At 62.1% G+C, this 23,289-nt stretch carries 23 protein-coding genes, 1 other RNA gene and 1 pseudogene; 11 read left to right on the forward strand and 14 right to left on the reverse strand.

Features of this window, described 5'->3' with window-relative positions:
- Positions 1-393 precede the first annotated feature (393 nt).
- Positions 394-2,172, forward strand: coding sequence for a DUF7527 domain-containing protein (locus DV706_RS15360; RefSeq protein WP_240756907.1), 1,779 nt, complete (start codon positions 394-396; stop codon positions 2,170-2,172).
- 332 nt (positions 2,173-2,504) lie between these two features.
- On the opposite strand, the gene DV706_RS15365 is transcribed toward DV706_RS15360, so the two are convergent.
- Positions 2,505-2,810 carry a hypothetical protein gene (locus DV706_RS15365; protein WP_006068027.1) on the reverse strand — a complete coding sequence of 102 codons (306 nt, stop codon included), beginning with the start codon at positions 2,808-2,810 and terminating at the stop codon, positions 2,505-2,507.
- Positions 2,811-2,987: 177 nt separating this feature from the next.
- Between DV706_RS15365 and DV706_RS22335 the strand changes: the two genes are divergently transcribed.
- The 5 genes from DV706_RS22335 (at position 2,988) to DV706_RS15385 (ending at position 6,145) form a co-directional block, all read left to right on the forward strand.
- Positions 2,988-3,113: a hypothetical protein gene (locus tag DV706_RS22335; protein ID WP_275040563.1), complete on the forward strand. Its 126-nt coding sequence runs from the start codon at positions 2,988-2,990 to the stop codon at positions 3,111-3,113.
- Positions 3,114-3,199: 86 nt separating this feature from the next.
- Positions 3,200-4,564: an adenylosuccinate synthase gene (locus DV706_RS15370; protein ID WP_006068026.1), complete on the forward strand. Its 1,365-nt coding sequence runs from the start codon at positions 3,200-3,202 to the stop codon at positions 4,562-4,564.
- A gap of 196 nt (positions 4,565-4,760) precedes the next feature.
- Positions 4,761-5,270, forward strand: a complete 510-nt coding sequence (locus tag DV706_RS15375; protein WP_006068025.1) for a DoxX family protein — start codon at positions 4,761-4,763, stop codon at positions 5,268-5,270.
- Between the two features lie 83 nt (positions 5,271-5,353).
- Positions 5,354-5,554, forward strand: coding sequence for a methytransferase partner Trm112 (locus tag DV706_RS15380; protein WP_049890008.1), 201 nt, complete (start codon positions 5,354-5,356; stop codon positions 5,552-5,554).
- A 15-nt stretch (positions 5,555-5,569) separates the two neighbouring features.
- Complete coding sequence (locus tag DV706_RS15385; RefSeq protein ID WP_006068023.1) at positions 5,570-6,145, forward strand: DUF7524 family protein; 576 nt, start codon at positions 5,570-5,572, stop codon at positions 6,143-6,145.
- A 29-nt stretch (positions 6,146-6,174) separates the two neighbouring features.
- Here DV706_RS15385 and DV706_RS15390 read toward each other — a convergent pair whose 3' ends face one another.
- The 3 genes from DV706_RS15390 to DV706_RS15400 all read right to left on the reverse strand — a co-directional run bounded on the left by DV706_RS15390 (position 6,175) and on the right by DV706_RS15400 (position 8,752).
- Positions 6,175-7,320 carry a DR2241 family protein gene (locus tag DV706_RS15390; RefSeq protein ID WP_049890007.1) on the reverse strand — a complete coding sequence of 382 codons (1,146 nt, stop codon included), beginning with the start codon at positions 7,318-7,320 and terminating at the stop codon, positions 6,175-6,177.
- A gap of 9 nt (positions 7,321-7,329) precedes the next feature.
- Positions 7,330-8,235: a CbiX/SirB N-terminal domain-containing protein gene (locus DV706_RS15395; protein ID WP_006068021.1), complete on the reverse strand. Its 906-nt coding sequence runs from the start codon at positions 8,233-8,235 to the stop codon at positions 7,330-7,332.
- Positions 8,236-8,404: 169 nt separating this feature from the next.
- A complete protein-coding gene (locus tag DV706_RS15400) occupies positions 8,405-8,752 on the reverse strand; it encodes a BsuPI-related putative proteinase inhibitor (RefSeq protein ID WP_006068020.1) in 348 nt (115 codons plus the stop codon).
- A 111-nt stretch (positions 8,753-8,863) separates the two neighbouring features.
- Here DV706_RS15400 and DV706_RS15405 point away from each other — a divergent pair, with 111 nt between their 5' ends.
- Both DV706_RS15405 and DV706_RS15410 read left to right on the forward strand, forming a co-directional pair.
- Positions 8,864-9,616 carry a DUF2797 domain-containing protein gene (locus tag DV706_RS15405; protein ID WP_049890025.1) on the forward strand — a complete coding sequence of 251 codons (753 nt, stop codon included), beginning with the start codon at positions 8,864-8,866 and terminating at the stop codon, positions 9,614-9,616.
- Between the two features lie 77 nt (positions 9,617-9,693).
- Complete coding sequence (locus tag DV706_RS15410) at positions 9,694-10,104, forward strand: hypothetical protein (RefSeq protein WP_006068018.1); 411 nt, start codon at positions 9,694-9,696, stop codon at positions 10,102-10,104.
- 116 nt (positions 10,105-10,220) lie between these two features.
- On the opposite strand, the gene DV706_RS15415 is transcribed toward DV706_RS15410, so the two are convergent.
- The 4 genes from DV706_RS15415 to DV706_RS15430 form a co-directional block, all read right to left on the reverse strand.
- Positions 10,221-11,057: a phosphatase PAP2 family protein gene (locus tag DV706_RS15415; protein ID WP_006068017.1), complete on the reverse strand. Its 837-nt coding sequence runs from the start codon at positions 11,055-11,057 to the stop codon at positions 10,221-10,223.
- Entirely contained in the window at positions 11,057-12,853 is a 1,797-nt protein-coding gene (locus DV706_RS15420; RefSeq protein ID WP_006068016.1) for an ABC transporter substrate-binding protein, read from the reverse strand. The genes DV706_RS15415 and DV706_RS15420 overlap by 1 nt, the downstream gene beginning before the upstream one ends.
- A 97-nt stretch (positions 12,854-12,950) precedes the next feature.
- Complete coding sequence (locus tag DV706_RS15425) at positions 12,951-13,796, reverse strand: phosphatase PAP2 family protein (protein WP_006068015.1); 846 nt, start codon at positions 13,794-13,796, stop codon at positions 12,951-12,953.
- Positions 13,796-15,646: an ABC transporter substrate-binding protein gene (locus DV706_RS15430; protein ID WP_006068014.1), complete on the reverse strand. Its 1,851-nt coding sequence runs from the start codon at positions 15,644-15,646 to the stop codon at positions 13,796-13,798. Before DV706_RS15430 ends, DV706_RS15425 begins: the two co-directional genes overlap by 1 nt.
- 231 nt (positions 15,647-15,877) lie before the next feature.
- Between DV706_RS15430 and DV706_RS15435 the strand changes: the two genes are divergently transcribed.
- The 3 genes from DV706_RS15435 to DV706_RS15445 all read left to right on the forward strand — a co-directional run bounded on the left by DV706_RS15435 (position 15,878) and on the right by DV706_RS15445 (position 17,413).
- Positions 15,878-16,165, forward strand: a complete 288-nt coding sequence (locus tag DV706_RS15435; protein ID WP_006068013.1) for a ribonuclease P protein component 4 — start codon at positions 15,878-15,880, stop codon at positions 16,163-16,165.
- Positions 16,166-16,250: 85 nt separating this feature from the next.
- On the forward strand, positions 16,251-16,499 hold the full coding sequence (locus DV706_RS15440; RefSeq protein ID WP_006068012.1) for a YhbY family RNA-binding protein: 249 nt from the start codon (positions 16,251-16,253) through the stop codon (positions 16,497-16,499).
- Complete coding sequence (locus tag DV706_RS15445; RefSeq protein ID WP_006068011.1) at positions 16,496-17,413, forward strand: mechanosensitive ion channel family protein; 918 nt, start codon at positions 16,496-16,498, stop codon at positions 17,411-17,413. The genes DV706_RS15440 and DV706_RS15445 overlap by 4 nt, the downstream gene beginning before the upstream one ends.
- A 721-nt stretch (positions 17,414-18,134) precedes the next feature.
- Here DV706_RS15445 and ffs read toward each other — a convergent pair.
- From ffs to DV706_RS21525, 6 genes and pseudogenes are all read right to left on the reverse strand, one after another.
- An RNA gene (gene ffs / locus DV706_RS15450) (signal recognition particle sRNA) lies at positions 18,135-18,446 on the reverse strand.
- Between the two features lie 159 nt (positions 18,447-18,605).
- Positions 18,606-19,364, reverse strand: a complete 759-nt coding sequence (locus DV706_RS15455; protein ID WP_006068009.1) for a hypothetical protein — start codon at positions 19,362-19,364, stop codon at positions 18,606-18,608.
- Positions 19,365-19,532: 168 nt separating this feature from the next.
- Positions 19,533-20,240 carry a DUF2270 domain-containing protein gene (locus DV706_RS15460; protein WP_006068008.1) on the reverse strand — a complete coding sequence of 236 codons (708 nt, stop codon included), beginning with the start codon at positions 20,238-20,240 and terminating at the stop codon, positions 19,533-19,535.
- Positions 20,241-20,324: 84 nt separating this feature from the next.
- Positions 20,325-21,962 (reverse strand): potassium channel family protein, encoded by a 1,638-nt coding sequence (locus DV706_RS15465; RefSeq protein ID WP_006068007.1) that lies wholly within the window; start codon positions 21,960-21,962, stop codon positions 20,325-20,327.
- Positions 21,963-22,216: 254 nt separating this feature from the next.
- Positions 22,217-22,426, reverse strand: a pseudogene (locus DV706_RS21960) (AAA family ATPase); the annotation flags it as partial.
- Positions 22,427-23,176, reverse strand: a complete 750-nt coding sequence (locus tag DV706_RS21525; protein WP_006068005.1) for a DUF7409 domain-containing protein — start codon at positions 23,174-23,176, stop codon at positions 22,427-22,429.
- Between the last annotated feature and the right edge of the window lie 113 nt (positions 23,177-23,289).

The following is a 23,289-nucleotide window of genomic DNA, read 5'->3' on the forward strand; positions in this document are numbered from 1 at the left end:
ATGGCGGCGGCCTACATCGGCAACGCCGAGCAGCTGCTGACCGGCGATGAGGCGTTCGAACGTGCCGACAACGAGTTGGGATCTACGAATAACCGACGTCGACATCGACGTCACCGACGTTCCAGCACGGACACGACCGAACACGTCGACGATTCGAGTTCGAACCACGAGACCACTCCCGACACCGAACCGGAACGACGCCAAGTGCAGCGACGACCGACGAGCCGAACACGGAGATGGCCTCCGAGCCGGAGTTCCGATCCGACGGAGTCGGCGATCGAGTCGATCGATCTCTCCGAAACGGAGCCGACGACGGCCGATGAGCCCGCGGCACCTCAGTCGCAGATATCACCCTCGACGACACAGCGACGGAGTCGCCCAGCGAGGAGACGGATGCCCAGTCAGGGATCACGACGGCCGACGGCTCGGAGCCACACCCTGCCTCGAGCGGCATTAACTGAGACAGAAGTGACAAGCGAACTCGAGAGCGATTCGGCTCCGACGGACGAAGACGGCCAAACGGAACTCGAGTCGGAGACACGTGAGTTCGTCACAGATCTGGCAGCAACGACTGAGATCGACGACAGCAGCAGTTCCGATTCGGGCGCGCCCGAACACGAGTCCGTATCGGTTGGCGACGATGACGAAGCCGGGACCAACGAATCCGCCGAAGCGGTGGGAGCAAACACCACGACGGTCGGTTCGGACGATGAGTCCGTTGGAACTGATAGCGAGCGCGGCGAACGGTCGAGTCTCGATCCTGCCGCGGTAGAAAAGGCAGCAGCACAGCTGGAGCAGAGCAACATCTCCTGGACCGAAGACGACGTCGAGTCACAGTCCGACGACGAACCACAGGCGGATGACGAACGATTCGAGCAGGAAGCACAGTGGCGCGAAACGCGGCGTATCCCGTCGATCGATCCAGACAACACTGAATCAGCGGAGTCGGCGAAAAACAGTGCGTCCGCCGGCCGCGGTGACACTGCACGGTCGTCATCGAAGTCGACCACCACTGACAGAGCCGACAACACGTCGGGTCGCACAGCCACGACGGCCGCCAGATCGGAGACACCGACGTCGGAAACGAACCGACAGCGTCACCGATCCGAAGAAGACACCCACAGCCAACGCGGCAGTTCACAACAGGCAGAGCAAGCTACCGCCACCACTGCCGGATCAGCGGACGAACAGACAGCATCCAGCGCTGACCACGAACGGCGAATCGCCACGCTCACACAGCAACTGGAGACGCTCGTGGAGAAACGCGACGCCCTCGCAGCCAGAGCCGAGGAGCTCGAGGCCGAACGCGACCGGCTTCGATCGGAAAACAACGAGCTCTCGACAACGGTCGATCGCCTCCAGTCACGTGTACAAAAGCTCCAATCCGAACTGGAACAGGCTCGTGAATCTGCATCCGACTCAGAGACGGACACGCCGGACGCGAGTACGGCACTGCCGGCCCAGCAGGCACTGGCCGGAACGAACCTCTTCGTCCGGTATGGCTCGAAGAGCCAGCCAACCCTCGAGACGGCTCACGACGGCGAGGCCGATCGCACCGAGGTCGAATCGAATCGTCGCCTCGAGTATCACACCGGGTTCGACGCGAGCGACGTCGCCGTCGATGGCGCTCCCTACGAGGAGTTTCTCACCGCGACAATGGAGTATCGGTTCGTCGACTGGCTCACCGCAATGGTGCTCTATGAGATCCGTGATACCGGTAACGCCAACGGACTTGGCGATCTCTACGACGCGATCCCACGAATCGACCGCGCCGAGCTCGAGGCGACGATCTCGCTTGCAGACGACGACACCGACGACGTTCCCGACGACGTAACCTTCGATATCGTTGCGTTCGATAAGATGGGGAACCCGTTGATCGTCGCAAACCTGAACGAATCGCGCGAGCCCGCAACACAGGCGATGCTCGAGGAGATGGAAGAAGCCGCCTCAGCAGTCAAGGCGAACTACCCCGACCTCGCGGCGGCGACCGTTGTCACCTCGAGTTACTTCGAGCCTGGCGCGCTCGAGGTCGCCGAACAGGCGACGACTGGTGGCCTGCTCAGCCGCAGTTCGAAGTTGAGCTACGTTAATCTCTCCCGAAAACAGGGGTATCACCTCTGTCTGGTCGAGTCGCGCTCGGAAGGGTTCCACATGAACGTGCCCGAACTGTGACCGCCGGGTTGGACTGATACTGCCGGACAACACGATTCACGCACCGATCACACGTGAACAACTGATTCTCGCAGCACTCTCGCGTGGCTGTTGCCGGCCGTTGCAAGAGGAGTATTGTGTGCAGTCTCAGCGATGAGCGAAGCGAAGCCGGCATAAATGAGTCGGCGCTGGCCAGCGCTCAATCAGCCGGGAACGTGACTGTGGCTAACCGACCGGTTTCGAGTGTGGCCGTCCGTGATGAGCAGATATCGATCGCTGGTCGAGGCACGTTGCCTCGATATCTCCGGCCCTGAAAGACGCACAGAATCAGGCCGGTGCGGCGCGAAGAGAGATTAGCCTTCGATCTCTGCGACGTCTTCGATCTTCATGCCGTCGAGTTTGTCCATAATGTCGTCGAGCTTGCCGTCGAGTTCGTCGACGAACTCAGCGGTGCGCTCGGTCTTGATTGCACCCTGGCTGGAGGGCTCGGTGAGGTTTTCCTCCTCGAGGACACGAAGCGAGTACCGAACTTTGTGGTGCGGGTAGCCCGTCTCGTTCGACATCTTGACGATCCCGATCGGTTCGTTCTCGATAACCATCTTCAGGACCTGCAGATGTCGTTCCAACATATCGACTTCCTTCTCAAGTCGGTCTATCATGGCATTTGTTAACTTGTCTTTGGACCTTTTAAAAGTTACTCTCGCGGACTGACCGGTTTCCGCTCAACTGACATCTTGGTCCTGTCAGTAGTTAACGGTTCCGTTCCCAGCGTGGACGAACGATTCACTGGCCTATCACGTCGGCGGAATCGCCCGACGGAACAGTGATGATTCGACATGGGACCGACCGCCAGTCTCTCGCCAGTGGCGCGCCCGCGGTCGGACGTTCGTGGTCCGGACCCGGATGACGAACACGGCGTCACTCGAGCCACGGTGGTCGGCACCTGGGACGTTCCAGCCTGATCTATACACGTCTATGTACATCAACACAGGATCACCCCGGCCATACCGTAATCTGTTTATCGGCCGGGCAAGAATCCGCCGCTGTTATGACCGTCACAATCGTCGGGTCGCAACTCGGCGACGAAGGCAAGGGTGGAGTCGTCGACGTCTACGGCGACGCCGCTGACGTCGTTGCTCGGTATCAGGGCGGCGACAACGCTGGCCATACCGTCGTTCACGACGGTGAGAAGTACAAACTATCACTCGTGCCGTCCGGCGCCGTTCGTGGGAAGGTTGGCGTCCTCGGCAACGGCTGTGTCGTCAACCCCGAGACGCTGTTCAACGAGATCGACACGCTCCGAGAGCGTGATCTCGAGCCTGACGTGCGCGTGGCCGAACGCGCACACGTCATCCTCCCGTACCACCGCGCGCTCGACGGCATCGAGGAAGCAGAGAAAGAAGACCTCGCAGCCGGAACGACCAAACGCGGCATCGGCCCGACCTACGAGGACAAGGCTGGTCGACGCGGTGTCCGTGTGGGTGACTTGCTCGATCCCGACGTCCTGCGTGAGCGACTCGAGTACGTCGTCCCCCAAAAGAAAGCCCTCGCAGAGGAGGTCTTCGAGAAGGAGACGGGCGAGGCGTTCGACATCGACCACCTCTACGAGACCTACCGCGAGTACGGCAAGCGACTCGAGGAAGAAGACATGACCGTCGACTGTGGAACGTTCCTCCAAGAGCGCATCGACGCTGGCGACAACGTCATGCTCGAAGGCGCACAGGGAACGTCACTCGACATCGACCACGGCGTCTATCCCTACGTCACCTCCTCGAATCCGAGCTCGGGTGGTGCGACCGTCGGCACCGGACTCGGCCCGACCGTCGTCGGACAGGGCGACGTTATCGGCATCGTCAAAGCCTATCTCTCGCGTGTCGGCACAGGGCCACTCCCAACCGAACTCGGCGGCGTCGAGGACCAGACGCCTGACTACGACCCGGACGAGGGTGCTGGCGATGACGAGGAAGCGCTCGCGACCCAGATCCGCGACGAGGGTGGCGAGTACGGCACCGTCACCGGTCGCCCGCGCCGTGTCGGGTGGCTCGACATGCCGATGTTGCGCCACGCCGCGCGCGCAAACGGCTTTACGGGACTCGCAATCAACCACATCGACGTGCTGGCCGGACTCGAGGAAGTGAAGGTCGGCCACAGCTACGAGTTCGATGGCGAGGAGATCTTCACCGTGCCCCCGACAACCGAGCAGTGGGGTCGCTGTGACGCGACGTTCAAGTCCTTCGACGGCTGGCCCGAAGTCGACTGGGCCGAGGTCGCAGCCGACGGCTACGAGGCGATTCCGGAAAACGCCCGGACCTACCTCGAGTACATCAGCGACGAACTCGACACGCCGATCTACGCAGTTGGTGTCGGTCCCGGCCGTGGCGAGACCGTCATCGTCGAGAACCCGTACGAATAACGCTCCGGCCTCGTTTTTTGCGGTTCGCTATAGTAGCCACTGAACGTCAGTGCGCACCCGATCGCACGACAGCTGTGCGATCGGTGTGCAACCCGTTTCAGTTGTTACTATAACTGGCGACGACCGCGTCTACCCCGAATATACACACCGCGACCTTTTGCTCGCAGAAGCCGTTGACTCTCTGTGAGCACAGTTTATGAGTGATCCATTCACAGCACTCGTCCGTCGACTCGAGTCTGCCCTTGGCGTCCCAGCTGAAACGGTCCGTCGTGTCGAAGCGGTCGACCGATCGGTCGCCAACTGGATGGGACGTTGGGGACTGCCGACGCTTCGTATCGCGCTCGGGATCATCTTCGTCTGGTTCGGCGGGCTGAAGATGTTCGGCGTGAGCCCGGCCGCGGAGCTCGTCGCCGCGACGGTGTACGTCGTCCCACCGGAGCTGTTCGTCCCGGTACTGGGCGTCTGGGAGGTGCTGATCGGCATCTGCTTGCTCTACCGGCCGCTGATCCGGCTCGGTATCCTCCTGTTGTTCCTCCAGATGCCCGGCACCTTCCTGCCGCTGGTGCTCCTGCCAGAGGTGACGTTCACGACGATTCCCTACGGCCTGACCGTCGAGGGACAGTACATCGTGAAAAACCTCGTCATCATCGGGGCTGCGCTCGTCGTCGGCAGTACCGTCCGTGAGGAACGAACTCAGTCTGAATGAGCGCAGTCTCGCGACCGTTCCGTGAGCGACTGTGTCCGTTTCGTTCCCGAAGCCTTTTGCTGTCTGCGGTAAGCCTGTTTATCATGAAGGAGTCGTTGCTGGAGATCCTCTGCTGTCCGCTGGACAAACACGACTTAGAACTCGAGGACGCCGAGTACGACGATGCCGGCGAGGAAATCGTCGCGGGCACGCTCGTCTGTAGCGAATGTGGCGAGCGGTACCCGATCGAAGACGGCATCCCGAACCTGCTGCCGCCGGATATGCGCGAAGAAACCCCGGCCTGATCGGCCACTCGAATCGTGTCTCAGGAGGTCACCGTCCACGTCAATCGCGGGTCCGCCGACTCACTCGAGACAGCTGTCGGTACCCTCGAGGTCCGTGGCTCGTTCGACCTCCACTTGCAAAGTCACGACACCCCCGCACACGTCCACTGTCGGCTCAAGGGCGACATCGAGCGCATCGTAACGCTCCCCGAGTCGAACTACTACGTCGAAGCTGACGACGAGACGATCGTCCTCGTCCGCGTCAACGCCGAGGCGATCGAGCGGCCACTCGAAGGCACACTCGAGGTGTTGACCGGGTACGGCTCGGAGTCGCTGTCGATCCCCGTCACCGTCAAACCAGCACCGGGAGATGTCGACGTCGACGAATCGCTGTCGAAACCCGCACAGAACGCACCCGAACCGAGCGATCTCGATCGACTGATCGCCACCGTCGGCCTCGAGCCGGCGACACTCGGCGTCGTCGTGCTCGGACTCGTCGCCGTCGGAATCGCAGTGCTGACGGCGGCCACGATCGGCGGCCCGGTCGCAATGGCTGGACTTGCCATCGTTTCGGTCGGGTTTCTCGTGGCGCTCGTGTTGCTGCTCCGATAATCACCGCGCTCGCGAGGGACGACCAGTCGTCAGTCGTCGTGACGCTCTCGCGCCTCGAGGGTGCCGTCGTCGTCGAACCGTTTTGCCCGGAGGTATCGCGCCCGATAGCGGTTCGCACCGTCGTAGACGTCGGCTTCGCGGATCTCGTCGGTTCGGCCCTCGGCGACGGCGTCGATCAGTTCCTCGAGTTGGTTCAGTTCGCTCGGCGTCAACTCGAGTTCGTAGGTGTGTTTTGCTTCTGACTCGATGACAGTCCACTTGCGCGCGGCGGCGACGACGAGCGAACACGGCTCCCGACACGGGAACTGGCCGTCGCCACCGTCGACCGCGAGGTCGTCGCCCTCCTCGTACTGCCACTCGCGGCGGCGCAGACATTGGGAGTCGACACAGCAGGCTTCGGTCATCCACTCGACGGCCTCACGGGGCAGCTCGTCGATCACGTCGTAGATCCCGGTCTGGCGCTCGGCGGTCTCGAGCCAGTGATCGACGTCTAACGTTCCTCGCAGTTCTCGATGCCAGTTGGCGATCGTCGCCGGATAGAAGAAGCCGACCGTTTCGACGAGTTCAGCGCCTGAAAGCCCGATAAAGGCCCAGCCGGAGACCAGCGTCGGTGCGGTCTTCAGCGGCCGGTACCGGCCGTCGTCATCGGCCGTCGAGAGGTCGCGGGCATCCCGTGGGTCGTCGTAGACCTCGAGGTCGGCGAGGTCGGTATCGGTGTCGTCGACGTGCCAGAGATCGTAGACGCGCTCGCCGGCAGGACCGTCGGCGTCGTCGACGAGTCGGGCCGTCAGACACAGCTGCCCCCACTCGCGGTCGACTCCCTCCTGAAGCGCGTCGTATCGTGCCGGCACCTCGAGGAGGTCGTCCGCAGCCGCCGACGTCTCATCGGCGTCCGACGCGGCTGCAAGCGGTGCCCGCTCACACCACCGCAGGAACGCGCGGCGGGAAGTTCCCTCACCGCCGACCGTCTTCTGCCAGTAGTGCCAGTTCGTGACGTACGCTGCACGTGGCTCGAGGGCAGCCTCGAGGTCGTCTTCGTCGAGTCCAGACTGTTCGCTCTCGGGCGTCTCGAGGCTGTACGTCTCGCCGTCGCGGTCGATTCGCAGGCCATCGAACGCGATCGGCGACTCGGCCTCGAGCGTCGCGATCAGCGAGTCGAAATCGGCTGTGGGCATCGTCACGCGTCAGTCACCCGCTCTCGTGTTTGGCTCGAGATCTGGCCCATTGCTGTCGTCGGGAGCCACCCCGGCCCGAACCGACTCGAGGGCGCCGCCGATATCGGCCCCAGCGTCGGCCGCGCGCTCGAGGATGACGTCGGCCATCAGTCTCTCGGTGCCGACAGCACCGGCGTACCAGAGACGGTGGCCGTCGACCTCGGCTGGGACCGACCAGCCGAGTCGATAGTCTTCGGTGAGCCCCATATCCTCGGGGATGTCTTCCTGGGTGTGGTAGCCATCGGCGATAAACAGCGGGACGACGACGATATCGGCCGTCTCGAAGTAGTCCGTGACGTCATCGACTTCCGGCTCTTCGTCCATAAAGAGGGCCTCGACCGCGTCGAACCGACCCTGATCACGGATCCGGTCGGCGTGATACTCGACTGCTTTCGCCGAGTTTTCGTTGCGTTCGGTGCCGTGGCCGACGACCGCGAGGCCGACCCCGTCACCCACGTTCGGATCGTCCGTCACGCTTTCGGCACGCTGGACGATGACGTCAGTCATTGCATCGTGGGTGCCAACGGGGCCGCAGTAATGAATCGTTTTGTCGACGTCTTCGGCCTCGAGTGTTACCTGTGAGGCAGTCGTCCCATCGGAGTCCCACTGCTCGGGATCCCACTCCTCGAGGCGCAGTTCACGGGGGATCACCTGCTCGGTGAAGTAGCCCTCGCTGATAAACAGCGGGACGATAAACACCTCGTCTGCCTCGAGCGTCCGGATCACATCGCGAAAGTGCGGTTCCTCCTTCCAGAACGCCTCGCGGACCTCGTCGAACGCTCCCGTCTCACGGACGGTATCCGCGTGGGCGTACGTGGGGTCCGAGGCGTTCGGGTTCAGGTGTGACCCGTGGGCCGCGATAACCAGCGCTTGCATGGCTCGCCGTTGGGATGGGGCTGGTTTAGGGACTTCGCTGTCGGCGCTCATCGCCGCGTCCGATGACGGACCTGTCGCCGCCCACCAGTCACTGGTTGCCGGTTAGCCGTCAGCTCCGGTGGGATGTCTGATCGTGTGGTCCCGTCGGCCATCGTCACAACCGGCAGTATTACACACCGAAACTGGTCTGTGCGGTACAGGTCACCTCCCGCGCTCGTAACTCGGCGACGGCGACGTAGCCGCCCGGCTGGGGCGCTACCCACTCGGCTTCGTAGGTCGCCGTCTCGTCCGGCGGGATCGTCTCCGAGGTGAGCAGTTGCGCAAACGCCTTGCCCTCAGTGAATCGCCAGACTTCGCGCCCATCATCGCGCACGACGAACTCCGCCTTGCACGCGTCCGGAAACTCCAGTTCGACCGGCGTTGGCCCCCTGTTTGTGACGGTGAACACGAACGTTACCAGCGTCGTTCCATCCGCAGCCGTTGTGACGTCCGCTTCGAGTCGTCCTTCGAGTGTCATGTGGTCGGCTTCGGTGCCGACGCGGATAGGCGGTTCGTCTGGGTGCGTCGAACCGTCGGCTGCCGACGAGACAGCGAACAGTATATCCCGAGTTACGCCCAAGTCGAACGCGTGCAACTGGTGGGCTATGAGCCGAGCGGGCGAGGATCAGCGCTGTTGGTTAGCGATGGCGGAGCCGTCGAGCGCCAACCTCTCGAGGCCGGAACCAGTCTCGCCTACGCACTCGAGTCACGACACTGTGTGGGCACCATCCACGACGGCGACCATCTCGCCTGCAAGCGGCCATCGGCACCCTACTGTGAGTTCCATACGAGTACGTGGGTCTGTGCCCGCTGTACGGGCACCTGCCTGAAAGACGAGATGGACTGCTATCAGGAGCACGCAGTCTACATCGCTGCCTTCGCCCCCAACACATTCAAAGTCGGCGTCACCAAATCTCGTCGACTCGAGACCCGACTCCGAGAGCAAGGCGCCGACCGCGCAGCCCACATCCACACCGTCTCGAACGGCCGGATCGCCCGCGAGATCGAAGCCGAAATCGCCAACCGGCTCGTTGATCGGGTCCGCACGCCGACGAAAGTCGCCTCGCTCGCGGCGACGGTCGATGAGGCTGCCTGGGATGCAACGCTTGCTGAGTTCGACGTACTCGAGAGGTTGACGCTCGATTACAATTTCGAATGTGAGCGGCAGCCGGTTCCCGAGACGATCGCTGCAGGCACCGTCATCGGCGTGAAAGGTCGGCTGCTCGTTCTCGAGAACGGCGGGACGACGTACGCCGTCGATATGCGCGACCTCGTGGGGTATACGGTGGCAAGCGGAGAGCCGCGTCGAAATCTTCAGTCGTCGCTCGGCTCGTTCGGCTAACGTGGACATCCTCGAGCGACACATGGACTGGCCGCGTCCCGGTGACCGCGGTGGGTGTGACCCAGTGTATCCAACACATGGTAATCCTTTTCCGCGGTGACACAGAAGCAGCAGGCATGGCTGACGAAAACGAATCCAACGACGCGGGAGACGAGGGCGGCGAAGAGAAGTCGTTCCGCGAACGAGTCGAAGAGATTCGAGAAAAACGCGCCGAAGAAGGCGAAGGCGAGGGTGAACCACCGGAAAGCCCGTTCGGCGGCGGCGGTGGCCCCGGCGGCATGGGCGGCGGCAACCCGTTCGCACAGATGATGGGTGGCATGATGGGCGGCGGCCCTGGCGGCCCCGGTGGCCCCGGCGGCGCACCGGGCGGCCGCGGTGAGGAAGCCGGCAACGAAGAACTCGTCCGTGAAGTCCGACAGCTCCGAGACGAGATGCGCGACCAGACGCGCGCACTCAAACGAATCGCTGACGCTCTCGAGGACAACTAACGCCACCCAGCCGTCGATTCTTTCTGGCTCAGTTCCCGAGAGCGACAGCTCGCGGTCCGGCATGTTCTCGACACGAACAGCGGACGTCAAGCCGCGAGTGAGAAAGCAGGTGACGATCAGCGCCGGCGCAGCGATGGGACGCGGCCATCCATCCACTCCGAAACCGACCAACGGCCGACGAGGACGTGGGCGAGTTCGACGCTCACGTACGCGAGGACGATGCCAGCGATGACGTCGATCACCCAGTGAATCCCGAGATACATCGTCGAGATCGCGACGGAGACCCCGAGGACGGCCGCGACGAGGTTCCACCCCGGATAGTACTCTCGCGTGCGGTAGGCCAGGATAGAGACGGTCACAGCAAGCGAGGTATGTAGCGACGGGAAGACGTTCGTGTTGCGGTTGACCTGACGGGTGAGGTGCTGGTACTGCGGGTACGTATCGTACAGCAGTGCATCGACGAGGTCAGGCATCATGTTCCGCGGCCCGTAGGCGATAACGACGATGTACACCACCAGTCCGAGCGTGTAGTTGAGCGTGTACGCTGCCAGCAGTTCCCGGAGCGGCCGCGTCTCCGAGAGCGCGAAGTAGGCGATGACGGGAAACACCAGCAAGAAAATATAGCCGTAAATATAGATAAATGAAAAGTACGCCGTCAACGCCGGCGTCGCCTGTGCTTGCAGCCAAATGATGAACTCCCCCTCGAGATCGTAGATCGGTGCGGTGAGATTCCAGTCGATCAGCCACGAGAACTCCGGGACGGCCTGTCTGGCGACGCTGTTCAACAGCAAGGCGGATGCGAGAACGATCGTGATCGGCGTAATCGCACGCACCCGGCTCCGCCACGCGCCGCGTGTCTCCCGGAGCCGGCCCAGACCGACGAACAACGCAGTCGAGACGAGGACAAGCAGCGTGACGACCACGACGAGTTGCACCAGCACCTGACCCAACATCACTGTCTCACCCGCAAGTTGCCGTCGGCGTCGTACCGAAATCCGGCCTCCTCGAACGCCGTTCGTGCCGCTTCGACGTCGACGTCGCCCCCGGAGCCGAGAAAGGGGCTCACTGGATCGTCGCCGTCCCACGCGAGGTCGTCAGGAGTCCACTCGTCGGTCACCGGCGTCGCAACCGGCGTCGCGTACCCGTGAAATACCTCCTCGACCAGCCACGCCTTGTCGATCAACTGCGCGATGACCTGCCGGAATCGAGGATTGCCGAAGGGGGCCGACCGCGCGTTGAACCCAAGCAGGTAGAACGTCCACGTCGGCGACTCGAGCAGACGAACCGCGTCGGTTTCCTCGACGTCGTCGATGACGTAGCTCTCGAGGGGCGAACTTGTGACGTCGGCGTCGTTGGCTTCGATCAGTTGCATCGCCGACGTGCTTCGTGGATCGATCCCGATTCGGATCGTGTCGACGGTTGGCTCGGGGAGGTCGACACCCTCGCGCAGCGTGAAGTGGTCATCGAAGCGCTCGAAGGTGACGTGCTCGCGCTCGGCGTGATCGTGGTACTGAAACGGCCCGCTGCCGACCGGCGGCAGGTTGTTCGTGACGACAGCGTCGGTCGTGCCCTGTGCGACACGAACGCCGGGAACGGTCGCAGCCGCCGCTCGCTCCGCCCAGCGGTGTTCGGGGAGTATCGGCACCGTCAGCGCCTGTTCACCGACCTCTTGACCCGTCACAACTGTTATTTCGAGCGTGGTCTCATCCCGGATGTCGATCTCGTCGATCGCCGTGACACGGCCGCGATAGCGCGGTGGCGGTGTGGGCGAGGTGCTGTCTCCGAGCGCGGTGTCCTCGAGAAGCCGATAGGTGAAGGCGACGTCGTCGGCAGTGAGCGGCTTTTCGTCGTGAAACTGGCAGTCGGGCCGGAGGGAGACGACGAGCGTCGACTCGTCAGTCCACTCCCAGTCGTCGGCGAGCCACGGCTCGAGCGACCGATTACCAGCAGCATCGATACGGTCGGCGGCAAGCGAGTCGTACAGCAGATCAGTGAACGTCCCTCGGTCCCGGTACTCCGCGTTCAGCGGGTTGAGGTTCTGTGACGGCCGGGCGTCCATATGGACGGCCCGAAGTTGCTCGGCGCTGTCGTCCGTCTGTGGCTCGAGGCCGAGATAGCCCGTCCGTGTCGCGAGATGGCCCGCACTCCAGCCGTCGAACCGATCGTCTCTGACGAGCCGCTGCTCGAGTGGGGTACAGATCGGGACGAACGGCTGTTCGATCGCCAGTGCCTCGAGCATCGATGTGACGGCCTCGCGGCGCTCGTCGCCGTCGGCGTCACGTTGGGCCTCGAGCAGGTCGTCGACCAGGAGATTCGTAAAACCAAACGGGTTCTGCCAGCCGGCCTCGTCGGCGTACAGCGAGTGGAGCGTCTCGTAGAGAAAGTCCGGATCGGTGCCACCAGGATGGCGGCCAACGCAGAGATCGAAGTCGTGATTGATGAGGACGGCGCGCAGGAACTCCTCGTTGGCTCGCATCTCGATCGAGACGTCGATGCCGACGGCCTCGAGAGTCGCAGCGATTTCCCGGGCGAGCCGGATGCTTTCCCGGTCACCGTCCGCGGGAAGGGTGGTGATCGTCAGCGACAGTGGCTCGATGTCGTCTCGGTTGATGATGCTGCGAGCTTGGCGGAGACAGCCACTGGTGGATACGGTCACCCCGACAGCGCTGGCCAGTGCAGCCCGGCGGCTGATACCACCAGCGCTGTCACCGTCGGTTTCTCGGTCCGGACCGCTCCGTCGTTCATCCATTTCGTTCGTTTGTTACGGTTCGCTAGCAGCGATATAACAACATTGTGTCTCGGAACGCAGTATCGAGCCAAGCAGCAGGGATTCGTCCGGCGTCTGCTCAGAACCACTTGGACTCGGCAACTCGCTCGTACAGTCCCGAGAGCGACCACCGGCCGACGAGTCGGTACGAAAGCGCGACACAGAGCGTTGCAAGCGCCAACCCTGCAAGGACGTCGATCCCCCAGTGCAGCCCCAGATACATCGTCGAGATGATAACGCTGATGGAGATCACACCGGCGACGGGGAACCATTTCGGATAGCTCGAGCGAGTGAGATAGGCGAAAATGCCGACCGTCGCCGACAGCGAGGTGTGTAGCGACGGGAAGACGTTGGTGTTGCGATTAACTTCCCGGGTCAGATACTTGTATTCGACGCTGTGTTCGTAGATCATCGGTGACGATCCTGACCCCGTGAGCAGCTGTTCGACGAAGACGTTGCGCGGACCATATGCAATCACGAGTATGTACAACACGAGTCCGATCGCGTAGTTGAACGCATACGCAGTAAGCAGCCGCCGAAACATCGTGGTGTCCGACAGGGCGAAATACGCCACGACTGGGAAGACCAGCAGGAACGTGTAGCCGTAGATGTAAATAAACGTCAGATACGACGTCAGCTCCGGCGACGACACTCCCAGGAAGATCAGGACGAACTCGCCTTCGAGCTGACGGATCGTCTCGGTCATATGGAACCCGATGTCCGAATCGACACCGCCCCACCGGATCAGCCGGCTGACCAGCAACACGACTGAGAGAGCAAGAATCGCCGGCGCAGCGACTCGAATCCGGGACCGCCACTCTGTTCGCGTTGTCGCAAGTCGCTTTCGGCCGATGAACAGCCCAACCGAAATCGGGAGCAAGAACCCGACGACGAGGACAACCCTGGTCAGTACCTCAACAAGCATTAGTTTCGAATATGGAGTCGTCCATCATCGTCGTACCGAAAGTTCCCAGCCGACTCGAACACTTCACGCGCCGCCTCGACGTTTACCATCCCATCGGTACCGATAAACGGTGTAACGGGGTCTTCGTCGTCCCATTCGAGGCTGTCGGGAACCCAGTCATCGGCGACCGGACTCGAGAGCGGCGTCGCGCGATCGTAGAAAATCTGCTCGGTGATCCACGCTTTATCGAGCAGCCGGCACACTGCCCGCCGGAAGCGTGGATCGCTACACGGCGACGCATTCGTGTTGAACCCGAGGTGATAGAACGTCCACGAGGGCGACTCGAGCTGGACGGCGCCGGAGTCATCCGAAATGCCACCGACCGAGTGTGACTCGAGCATCGACGACGTCAGATCCGCGTCGCCGCTTTCGACCCGTGAAATCGAGGAGGTGCTGCCAGGGTCGACGCTGAATCGGAGTTCCTCGACCGTCGGTTCAGGGAGCGAAACGTCTTCCCGACGGGTGAAGTGGTCGTCAAAGCGCTCGAGATGCAGGTAGTTCCGTTCAGATTGGCTCTCGAACTGGAAGGGGCCGCTCCCGATTGGCGGGACCGAGTCGGTCGTGACGGGTCCCCATCGACCCTGTGGTGCCGAGAAGTCATCGAGATCACTAATCCGACTCTGGAGTTCCTCCCGCCAGATGTGTCGAGGGAGGATCGGGACTGTCAGCGCACGGTTGCCGACCTCGCGGCCGGAATCGACGGTCATTCGAAGCTCGTACTCATCTTTGATTTCGATTTCGTTGATCGCACTCACCTGACCGCGATACCGTGGGGCTGGTGACGGACTGATGGCGTGTCCGAGCGCAGTGTCTTCGAGGAACTGGTAGGTGAAGGCAACGTCTTCAGCGGTCACGGGTTCTCCGTCGTGGAACGTACAGTCCTCTCGGAGCGTCACCAGCGCAGTCAACGTCTCTTCGGTGTCCGTTTCGGTCTCGTCCGACTCTACATCCGATTCATGCTCATCAATTTCGTCGGTCGGCACCCAGTCCCAGTCGGCGAGCCACGGCTCGACCTCGTAGTCCACCTCGCCGTCGGTTTCGGTGACGACAAGCGTTCCGAGAGAGTCATACAGCAGGTCGACGACTGTGCCCCGTTCGCGGATCGTCGCCGAAAGTGGGTTGACGTTTTGGGTCGGCCGTGCGTCAGTCACGAGCGCGTGCAGTCGGTCGACGTCTTCCTCCGGTTCGAGACCGAGATAGCCACGACGGGTCGCGGGGTGGTTGTCACCCCATCCCTCAAAACGGGTGCTGGCGACGCGATGCTCGTCGGGACGGCAGATCGGATCGAACGGCTTCTCCTCGGCGATACTTCGCAGCACTGGCTGGATCACCTCATGCCGTACATCACCGTCGGCCCGACGCTGCGCCTCGAGGCCAGGATCGATAAACGTCGGCTGGGTGTACTGGAAGGGGTTCTGCCAGCCGGATTCGTCGGCGTACGTGGAATGGAGGGCCTCGTAGAGGAAGTCGGGGTCGTAATCGGCGGGGTGACGACCGACGTAGAGGTCGAAGTCGTGGTCGATGAGGACCATTTCCAGAAACTCGGAGGGCGACCGCCAGGCGATGGAGGTGTCGACACCGACCGCCTCGAGGTTCTGCTCGAGATGGCGTGCGATGCGGACGGTCTCTCTGTTGCCATCGTCGGGGACCGTGACGAGAGACAACGAGAGTCGGTCGTCCTTATCATCGCTGACGACACGCTCGACGGTATCGACACAACCGCTCAACGAGAGCGACAGCCCCGCTACACCAGCAGCAAGGACCGAACGCCGGTCGACACCGTCAACAGGGTCGGTTGTATCACAGTTCATTCAAGCTGGTATACAGCTTTGCTGTTGGTATATAACAATATTGCGCATTAGCAATGAGTATAGAGAACTACCGGAACGTTCATTGTTATTGTTTTTTGTGACTCCGTCACACATTTGTGTGATCTTTACTCATGAAAGCCAACGGTTGCAGCCATCAGTCCCCGTCTCGGACGGTTACGAAGGCGGCTACAAGAACAAAACATCAATAGGCGAACCGACGAAATGTGTGGTATGGATATCGCCGCCGAACGAATCGAACGCCTTCACGAGTTGGCTCGAGCGGCGGCGACAGAGGGAAACCACGATCGAGCGCGGTATTACGTCCGTCTGGCTCGTCGCGTTGCGGAACGAAACCGACTCACGCTGCCACGTGAGTTTCGACGCTTTACGTGCGATCGATGTGATACATACCTACGACCGGGACAGAACGCTCGTGTGAGACTGCGGGATGGACACGTCGTCGTCACCTGTGACTGCGGAGCACACGCGCGGTATCCCTACGAGAGCAACACCGCGTAGCCGGAGTCTCGTCGCTTGTGTCCTGCTTTCGGAGTGAGATTCCGAATCGGGAAGATTGAAACGGCTCGCTTCGCTATTGAGGGCCATGGATACACAAGAACTCAAGCAAGAAGCACATGATCTCGACGTCACTGTCTGGGTCGGCAAGAGCGGCCTCGAGGCAGTCGTCGACGAACTCAACGATCAGCTCTCGAACGAGCACCTCGTGAAGGTCAAATTCCTTCGCGCGGCCCGCGCGGGTAGTTCCACCGAGGAGAAGGCGGCCGACCTCGCCGACCAAGTCAATGCTGAGCTAATCGATACTCGCGGCCATACGGCGGTTTTCCACCGATGAGCGTCGGGAGTGGTTCGCTCCCGCTCCAAGCGACGGATCTCGGCGCGATCGGAACCTTCCTCGAGGAAGCAGGACTCGATGCAGCGCTCGCTGCGAGCGCAGAAAGCGCGATCAAGTTCGTCATCGCGTTCGTTGCGATCTGGATCATCGGCCGACTGATCGTGTTGCCCCTGGTCAGGCGAGCGTTCGACAAGCGAGATCTTGACAAGCACGCTCAGAACCCGCTGTTGATGCTGACGAAGTTCGGCATCGCGTTCGTCGCGATTGCGATCGCCTTCGGCTTTGCCAACTACGGCAATTTCCTTGTGTCGATGGCCGGCATCGCCGCAGCTGGTGCACTCGCGATCGGGCTGGCGATGCAAAACGTTATCTCGAACTTCGTCGCAGGCGTGTTCATCTACACTGACAAACCGTTCCGGATTGGCGACTGGATCGAGTGGGACGACCACTCGGGTGTCGTCGAGGACATTAGTCTTCGTGTGACGCGTGTGCGAACGTTCGACAACGAGCTGTTGACGGTGCCGAACTCGGCACTCACGAACAACGTCCTGAAAAACCCCGTCGACGCCGACAAACTTCGGCTGAAGTTCGTCTTCGGAATCGGCTACGGCGACGATATCGAGCAGGCGACTGACATTATCGTCGACGAGGCCGAGCGCCATCCCGGCATCATGGACGACCCCGCACCCTCCGTCCGATTGACCGAACTCGGTGACTCCGACGTCGGGCTCCAGTCACGGTTCTGGATCGCGAACCCGTCTCGTGCTGACTTCGTTCGGACGCGCGGTGAGTACGTCACTGCAGTCAAGGAACGATTCGACGAAGAAGGGATCGATATCCCCTATCCCGTCCGGACACTCGAGGGCGGCCTCGAGCTTGCAGACAGACAGCGACTCGGACAGACGACCGACTAACGCTGCGTTCGTCTACCCATTTTCAGTGCAGCGCCGTTCCTCGAGTCCTGAATCCGTCGAGCAGCGTCTGATTCACTGAAGCCGAATCGACGCAGAGGTGATGACGGTGGAACAGATGAATCACTGGAGACGGGTCTACTCGGTGTGTGGCTTTGCTGTGGCTAGTGATCTGTTCACGACGATGTATAGAGTCAGAGAACAACTATACTTTCGCTAAAGAAAGTGGGATTGGAAACTATTATAACATGACGATGAGACACAACTGGTAGCGGTTCAACGATGGAACCAGTACTACTACACCACGTCAGTCATGGAATGTTGCTCGGAATCAGCGCTCTCGTCGGCATTCTCAGCTTTGCTGGCGGAATGAGCTTTGCAAAACGACGGACACAACAAACGAACAGTACGTCTGCAATCGACGAGTAACAGGGCTGGACGCTCCCACCACACGTGTTGATCGCGAGGTCAACGCAATCCACACCCACACTGAAGTTTGCTCCTGCAATGCGGTGGGAGGTCACGCCAATGATACTCGTTACAACACACGTGATGGAACGACCCCGCGATCGCCACCGATACCGTCTCACAACGCACGATAGCCACCGCTCTCGAACTCGAGACTGGAATTGAGAGATCGGTACCCACTGAAGTCGTCGTCGCATCCCTCGTGTTCCGTACTCGAACGACGAGCACTGTCGCTCGCCAGTGAAAAACCGGTATGAATGTGGAAGCCGCGGTGGCCCGGCGTTCCAGTCGGAGGAATCCCGGTTGCCTTCTCCACCCCGCGACCCGTCGAGCGACAGGTGTTCGGCGGTCCACTGCTCGCTTCCGCGCCTGATGGGCTGTCGCCGATTAACCACGATGGGACGTCCCTGCGGACGGCCATCGTAGACCGCTGTCCCCGACGGACGAGGCTTCCATGTTGGCTCCCGGGGCTCCGGCCGGTCTGACCGGACGCCCACGGTGTTCGGTCCCCGCTGATGACCATAGCGCGGGTTCTGAGCAGGGCCAAACTGCCCGACCTATCCAACTCTACGTTGGGGGTTACAACTTAAGGGCCTTTCGCCTCCGCAATCGGGAGCGGGCGTGGGGGTCGTTCCCGTGTGAACGAGGGCATTCGGGAGAGGAAGACAACTGCAATCGAGCGCCTCGAGTTCGAACTCAACCGTCTCGACACTGGTGACTGCTGTACTCAGGGATCGCTCGAGTGCCCCCACTGGTCGTCCGTCGACGAGCCCCAGTCGTCGGATTGCGCTCGCTCGCTGACATCCGTCGTCGCGTCCCGGAGTTGGGTGAACGCGACCGCGGTCGTCGCATAGATGAAGATGCCACCGATCGCGGTCCCGATCTGTGAGATCAGCACTCCGAGAACGCCGCCGACGACCACCATAGCGATCGTAAACGGGATCGAGATCGCCACCGAGATCAGGACGACGGCAACGCCGAGACCGAACAGTCCGAGTCGGTTCCCGGACGTGAGCGACCAGCTTCGCTTCAGTGCGGTGACGAAGTCGTCGTCTTCCACCGCGACGTAGACGTCGAAAAACCACAGGGCAACGAGCAGGAAAAGGCCGGGAACGATGAGGAAGACGAATCCGATCGTGACGAGCACGGTGAAGACGATCAGTCCGACGAACACGTTCAGGAACGCCCACACTGGTCGGTCACGCAGGGCGGCGTCCGGGATGGTCTCGGTCTCGTCGGTAACGAACGTTCGCAGGGAGACGATCAGCAGGTAAAGCGATGCTACCGAGGTCAGAATCGCGACGAGAGCGCCGATCGCCGGCGCGTCGATCACCGGTTCGGGATCCATCCCCGTCTGGACCCCGCCCGGTGTGAAGAGCGTCTGAATCGCCATGAGTACGTAGAACGCGGCCACGAGCATGAGCCCGTTCTTGGCCAGCGTTCGTTCGATTCCGCCGGTGAGTGCGTCGAAGACGCGGAGTGACATACGAACTCGTTTACAACGTATTTCATATAGAAGTGGGTATTTTCACTTCGAGAGACTAAACCGTAGTCGAAGCTGGCGGAATCAAACGTGTGCCGGCTCTCCGTCCGGAGTAGACACGGTAATCGCAAGGAAAGAAGGCGGTATTGTGAGCGAACCCGATCGGTTCGCTCAGTGCTGATCGCTCTCGAGATCGCCGTGGTCGGCCTCGCCGGATTCGCCGCGCTCCTTCGAGGAGAGCGGCACGGCGAGGACGAGCAACGTGACGTAGTAGACGGCGACGGCGGCGACGACGTAGACGCCATCGATCCCCGGGAGCGACGCGCTCTGCGGGAACGTCGTGTCGGGCTGGAACGCCCAGAGGTGGGCGAGCCAGCCCAACAGGATCGCGGTCATCAACGGGAGGTAGACCCGCCGAAGCCGATGGCTGAACGCGCCACGGTAGCTGATGTTCGGCGTCGGATCGCGGTAGTCTCGGCTCAGTTCCGCACGCCACGCGTCGTGTTCGATGCCCGCGGAGGGGTCGAGCGCGTTCGCGAAGAGGTTCTCCTGGAGCATGCGGACGCGCGAGCGCCAGATATCGTACTCCCGGAACCGACGCGCCTCGATGAACAGGAAGACGGTGCCCATCATGAGCCCGGCGAGAATCACCGCATGGGAGACTTCACCCGAGAACGCGTACGCGACGATGGCTGACATCACCGTCACCGCCCAGTTGGTGGTGGTGTCGAGTCGGTCGCGCCACGCGACGGTCCGCTCCACCTCGCCCCTGTAGAGGTGCGCCGCGACGGAACCGAGGCCGGTGCTCTGGTCGACCATCTCGCGGCCGATCTCCGCCTGCTCTGGATCTTCTGGGTCGAACCCCGAGTCGCCCGCCATGTCCGGCCGTACGGTCCGAGATCGGATTTCCCTTCGCACCGCCGTCTCCGCGTGACTGTCCGTCGTTCGAACCCGTTCGGGTCGTCAGTCGGTGCCGTAGGCGTCTCGAAACTGGCCAATCTGGCGGTCAGTTCCGGCGACGACGAGCGAGTCGCCGGCGCCCAATTGCATCCCGTCCACGTCGGTGTGGAGGTCGCCGTCTCGCTCGAGCGCGACGACGGTACAGCCCGTCTCCTGACGGATTGTCGCCGTCGAGAGTTCCTCGTCGACGACCATGGGCGCGTCTAGCTGGCGCAGGTGCAGCCGATCCCTGAGCGTCATGACTTCGCGCTCGAAGACCCGGAGAGTGACCATGCGTCCCGTGACGTTCGGCAGCGCGAGCACGTAATCCGCCCCTGCGGTTCGCATCGCGCTCACGCTCGCCGCAGCGTTGGCCCCGACGATGATCTCGAGGTCAGGGTTGAGTTCGCGGGCGGTAAGCGCCGTGAGGATCGCCTCATCGTCCGTCTCGAGGGCGATGATCAGCGTTCTGGCGTCTTCGATCCCTGCCTCGTGGAGGGTCTCCTCGGTCGTCGCGTCGCCAACGACATCGACGTGCTCGCCGTCCTCGCGGTCGACGACGACAGTCTCCAGGTCGGCCCGTTCGAGCGTGCCGTGTGCAGATTGGCCGACGAGCCCGGCGCCGACCACGACGACGGGATCGGCCGCCGTCCGGTAGCGGTGGCCCGCCGACCCCGTTATCTCGGCGACGTCCTCGAGTTGTGACTCGGTTCCGGCCACGAGCAGCGCGGTGTTCTGGTCGATACGGACGCGCTCGGAGAGCGTGGTAACGAAGTCGCCACGAACCCACGCGCCAAGAACGGTCGCGCCGGTTTGCTCGAGTCGGCGAGACGAGGCGACGGTCTCACCGAAGAGGTCGGTCGTCGGATCGACGGGGAACTCGACGACGTCGAAGGCTTCCCCCAGTTCGATCTCGTCGTCGAGATCGGGCTCGACCACGTCTCGGACCCTGTCTCCCAGAGCTTTTCCGAGCCGATGTTTCGGCGACAGCACCTCGTCGACGCCGGCGTAGCGGAAGTATCGCGCCCGTGTCGGGTCGGCGACGAGGACGAGCACCGAGGCGTCGGGATCACGCTCCTCGACCGCGAGGACAGTTTTGACGAACTCGCGCTCGGTGGCGTCGACGACGACCGCGATCGCGTCCTCGAGCTGTGCCGCGTCGAGCGCGCCCTCGGTCCTCAGATCGTCGTGTAGGACCGTGAGCCCGTCCTCGTGGAGCTCCCGTGCGCGGTCCTCGTCGGCCTCGAGGATCACGTACGGCGTCCCACTGCCCTCGAGTTCGTCGATAAGTGTGTCACAGAGATCGGTGTAGCCGACGATAATGACATGTTCTTCGAGTCCGTTGATGTGTTCGGGCGGCGTTGGCTGAACGATCGTCTGGAGCCACGGGACGACGAACAGCGGGATGGCGACGAAGATGTAGGCGATCCCCGTCACTTGGATCAGCATCAGCAACAGCGTCATTTCGAGCGTTTCCCACGGGGCATCCTGTCCGTAGCCCGTAGTGGTCATCGACTGGACGACGACCTCGAGCGCCCGGTACCACGATCGCGGCTCGCCCTCGAGCGTCGCCATCCCCCACTGGTAGACGATCGCGTACACGGCGATCAGAAACAGGAGCGAACCGAGGTAGCCGGCGAGTCGAGCGGTGAGGCGGACCATGTCGTGCTCACCTGCTCCGGACGATTGTTCCGTCACCGCGGCCGCGTCCGTCCTGTCCCTCGATGCTGCTGCCGTTGATCATTCGCACACAAGGTCGTTCAGTAGCGGTGGCTATTGTTCTTGCTGAGGCCAGTGCAAGGCAACAGAACAAAAAGACGCGTCGGCACCGGTCACGAAGACGGGTGTGCGGCCATGCTTCTCCCTCGGCGCCCGTGTGCGTCCTCGAACTGGCTCGTGTCGGCATCGAACGCGTCGACCGCCTCGGGCGAGACCCCCACGAGGGTGTCGAGGTCAACGTCATTGGCGAGCGGGCGGCCGCGGGTGTAGATTTCGAAAATATCGCGGCAGGCGGCCTCGTCGAGTTCGGAGACCTCGACGTGCTGGTCGAGCCGCCCAGGTCGCAAGAGCGCATCATCGATCAGCTCTGGCCAGTTCGAGGCCGCGATCACAACGACACCATCGAGTCAGTCGAGTTGTTCCCGTGCGTTGTGGCGCCACGTTCGGACGTGCACGACGTCGATCTCGAGGACGCTGGCGACCTCGAAAGCGTTGATCGTCGCCAGTCGTTCCGCCGAGTGAATGCCGGCGTCAGCCAGTTTGTCGGCATCAGCAGGGCCAACACCCGTGACCGCCGTGACCGGCGTTGGCTTTGGCCACGGTCGCTCCGACGGTTTCTGCCGAGCAACCGCCGCGATGGGTGAATGGTCGTACTCGAAGGCCTGCCACTCCTCGTCGCCGCTTTTGGCGATCCACTCGCGTTCGGCCGCACCGAGCCCACGAACCTCACTCGAGCGTCGCTCGAGGTCGCCGTCGTTTTCGAACGTCCAAGGAAGCGAGAACCGTCGCCGCAGACGCTTTGCGGTCGACCCATCGACGCCAGCATCCAACAGCATTCGGTACGAACAGCGCTTCTCGGAGAGCGCCTCTGGATCGATCTCAGCGTCCTCAAGCCGTACTCGCTCGTCGGCCTCGAGTCGTAGACCATCGCCGGCGGACGCATCGTCTGTGGGCACGTCAGCTGCCGTATCGGCTGCCTCGAGCAGTGTCTCCTCGTCGAAGGTGAGTTCGACATCAGCGGAAGTGTCGGACTCGACTGCCTCGAGATCAATGTCGATTCCGAGTCCAAGGTCGTCAATCGCGGCGTCGCTGTTGGTACGGTCAGTTGTCGCTTCGGCCTCCCCGTCCCGCTCAGTGGCAACGTCGTTTTTACTCACGCGATTCACCGGGTCTGTCTGGAACTTTCACCCCTCATTCTTGAAGGTTTCTCCCACTGACGGCTGTCGTGTGTCTATCGGGTAGCAACCAGTGTCAGCGTGTTCGAGAGCCA

The organism is Natronorubrum bangense (genome assembly GCF_004799645.1).
GTDB classification, from domain to species: domain Archaea; phylum Halobacteriota; class Halobacteria; order Halobacteriales; family Natrialbaceae; genus Natronorubrum; species Natronorubrum bangense.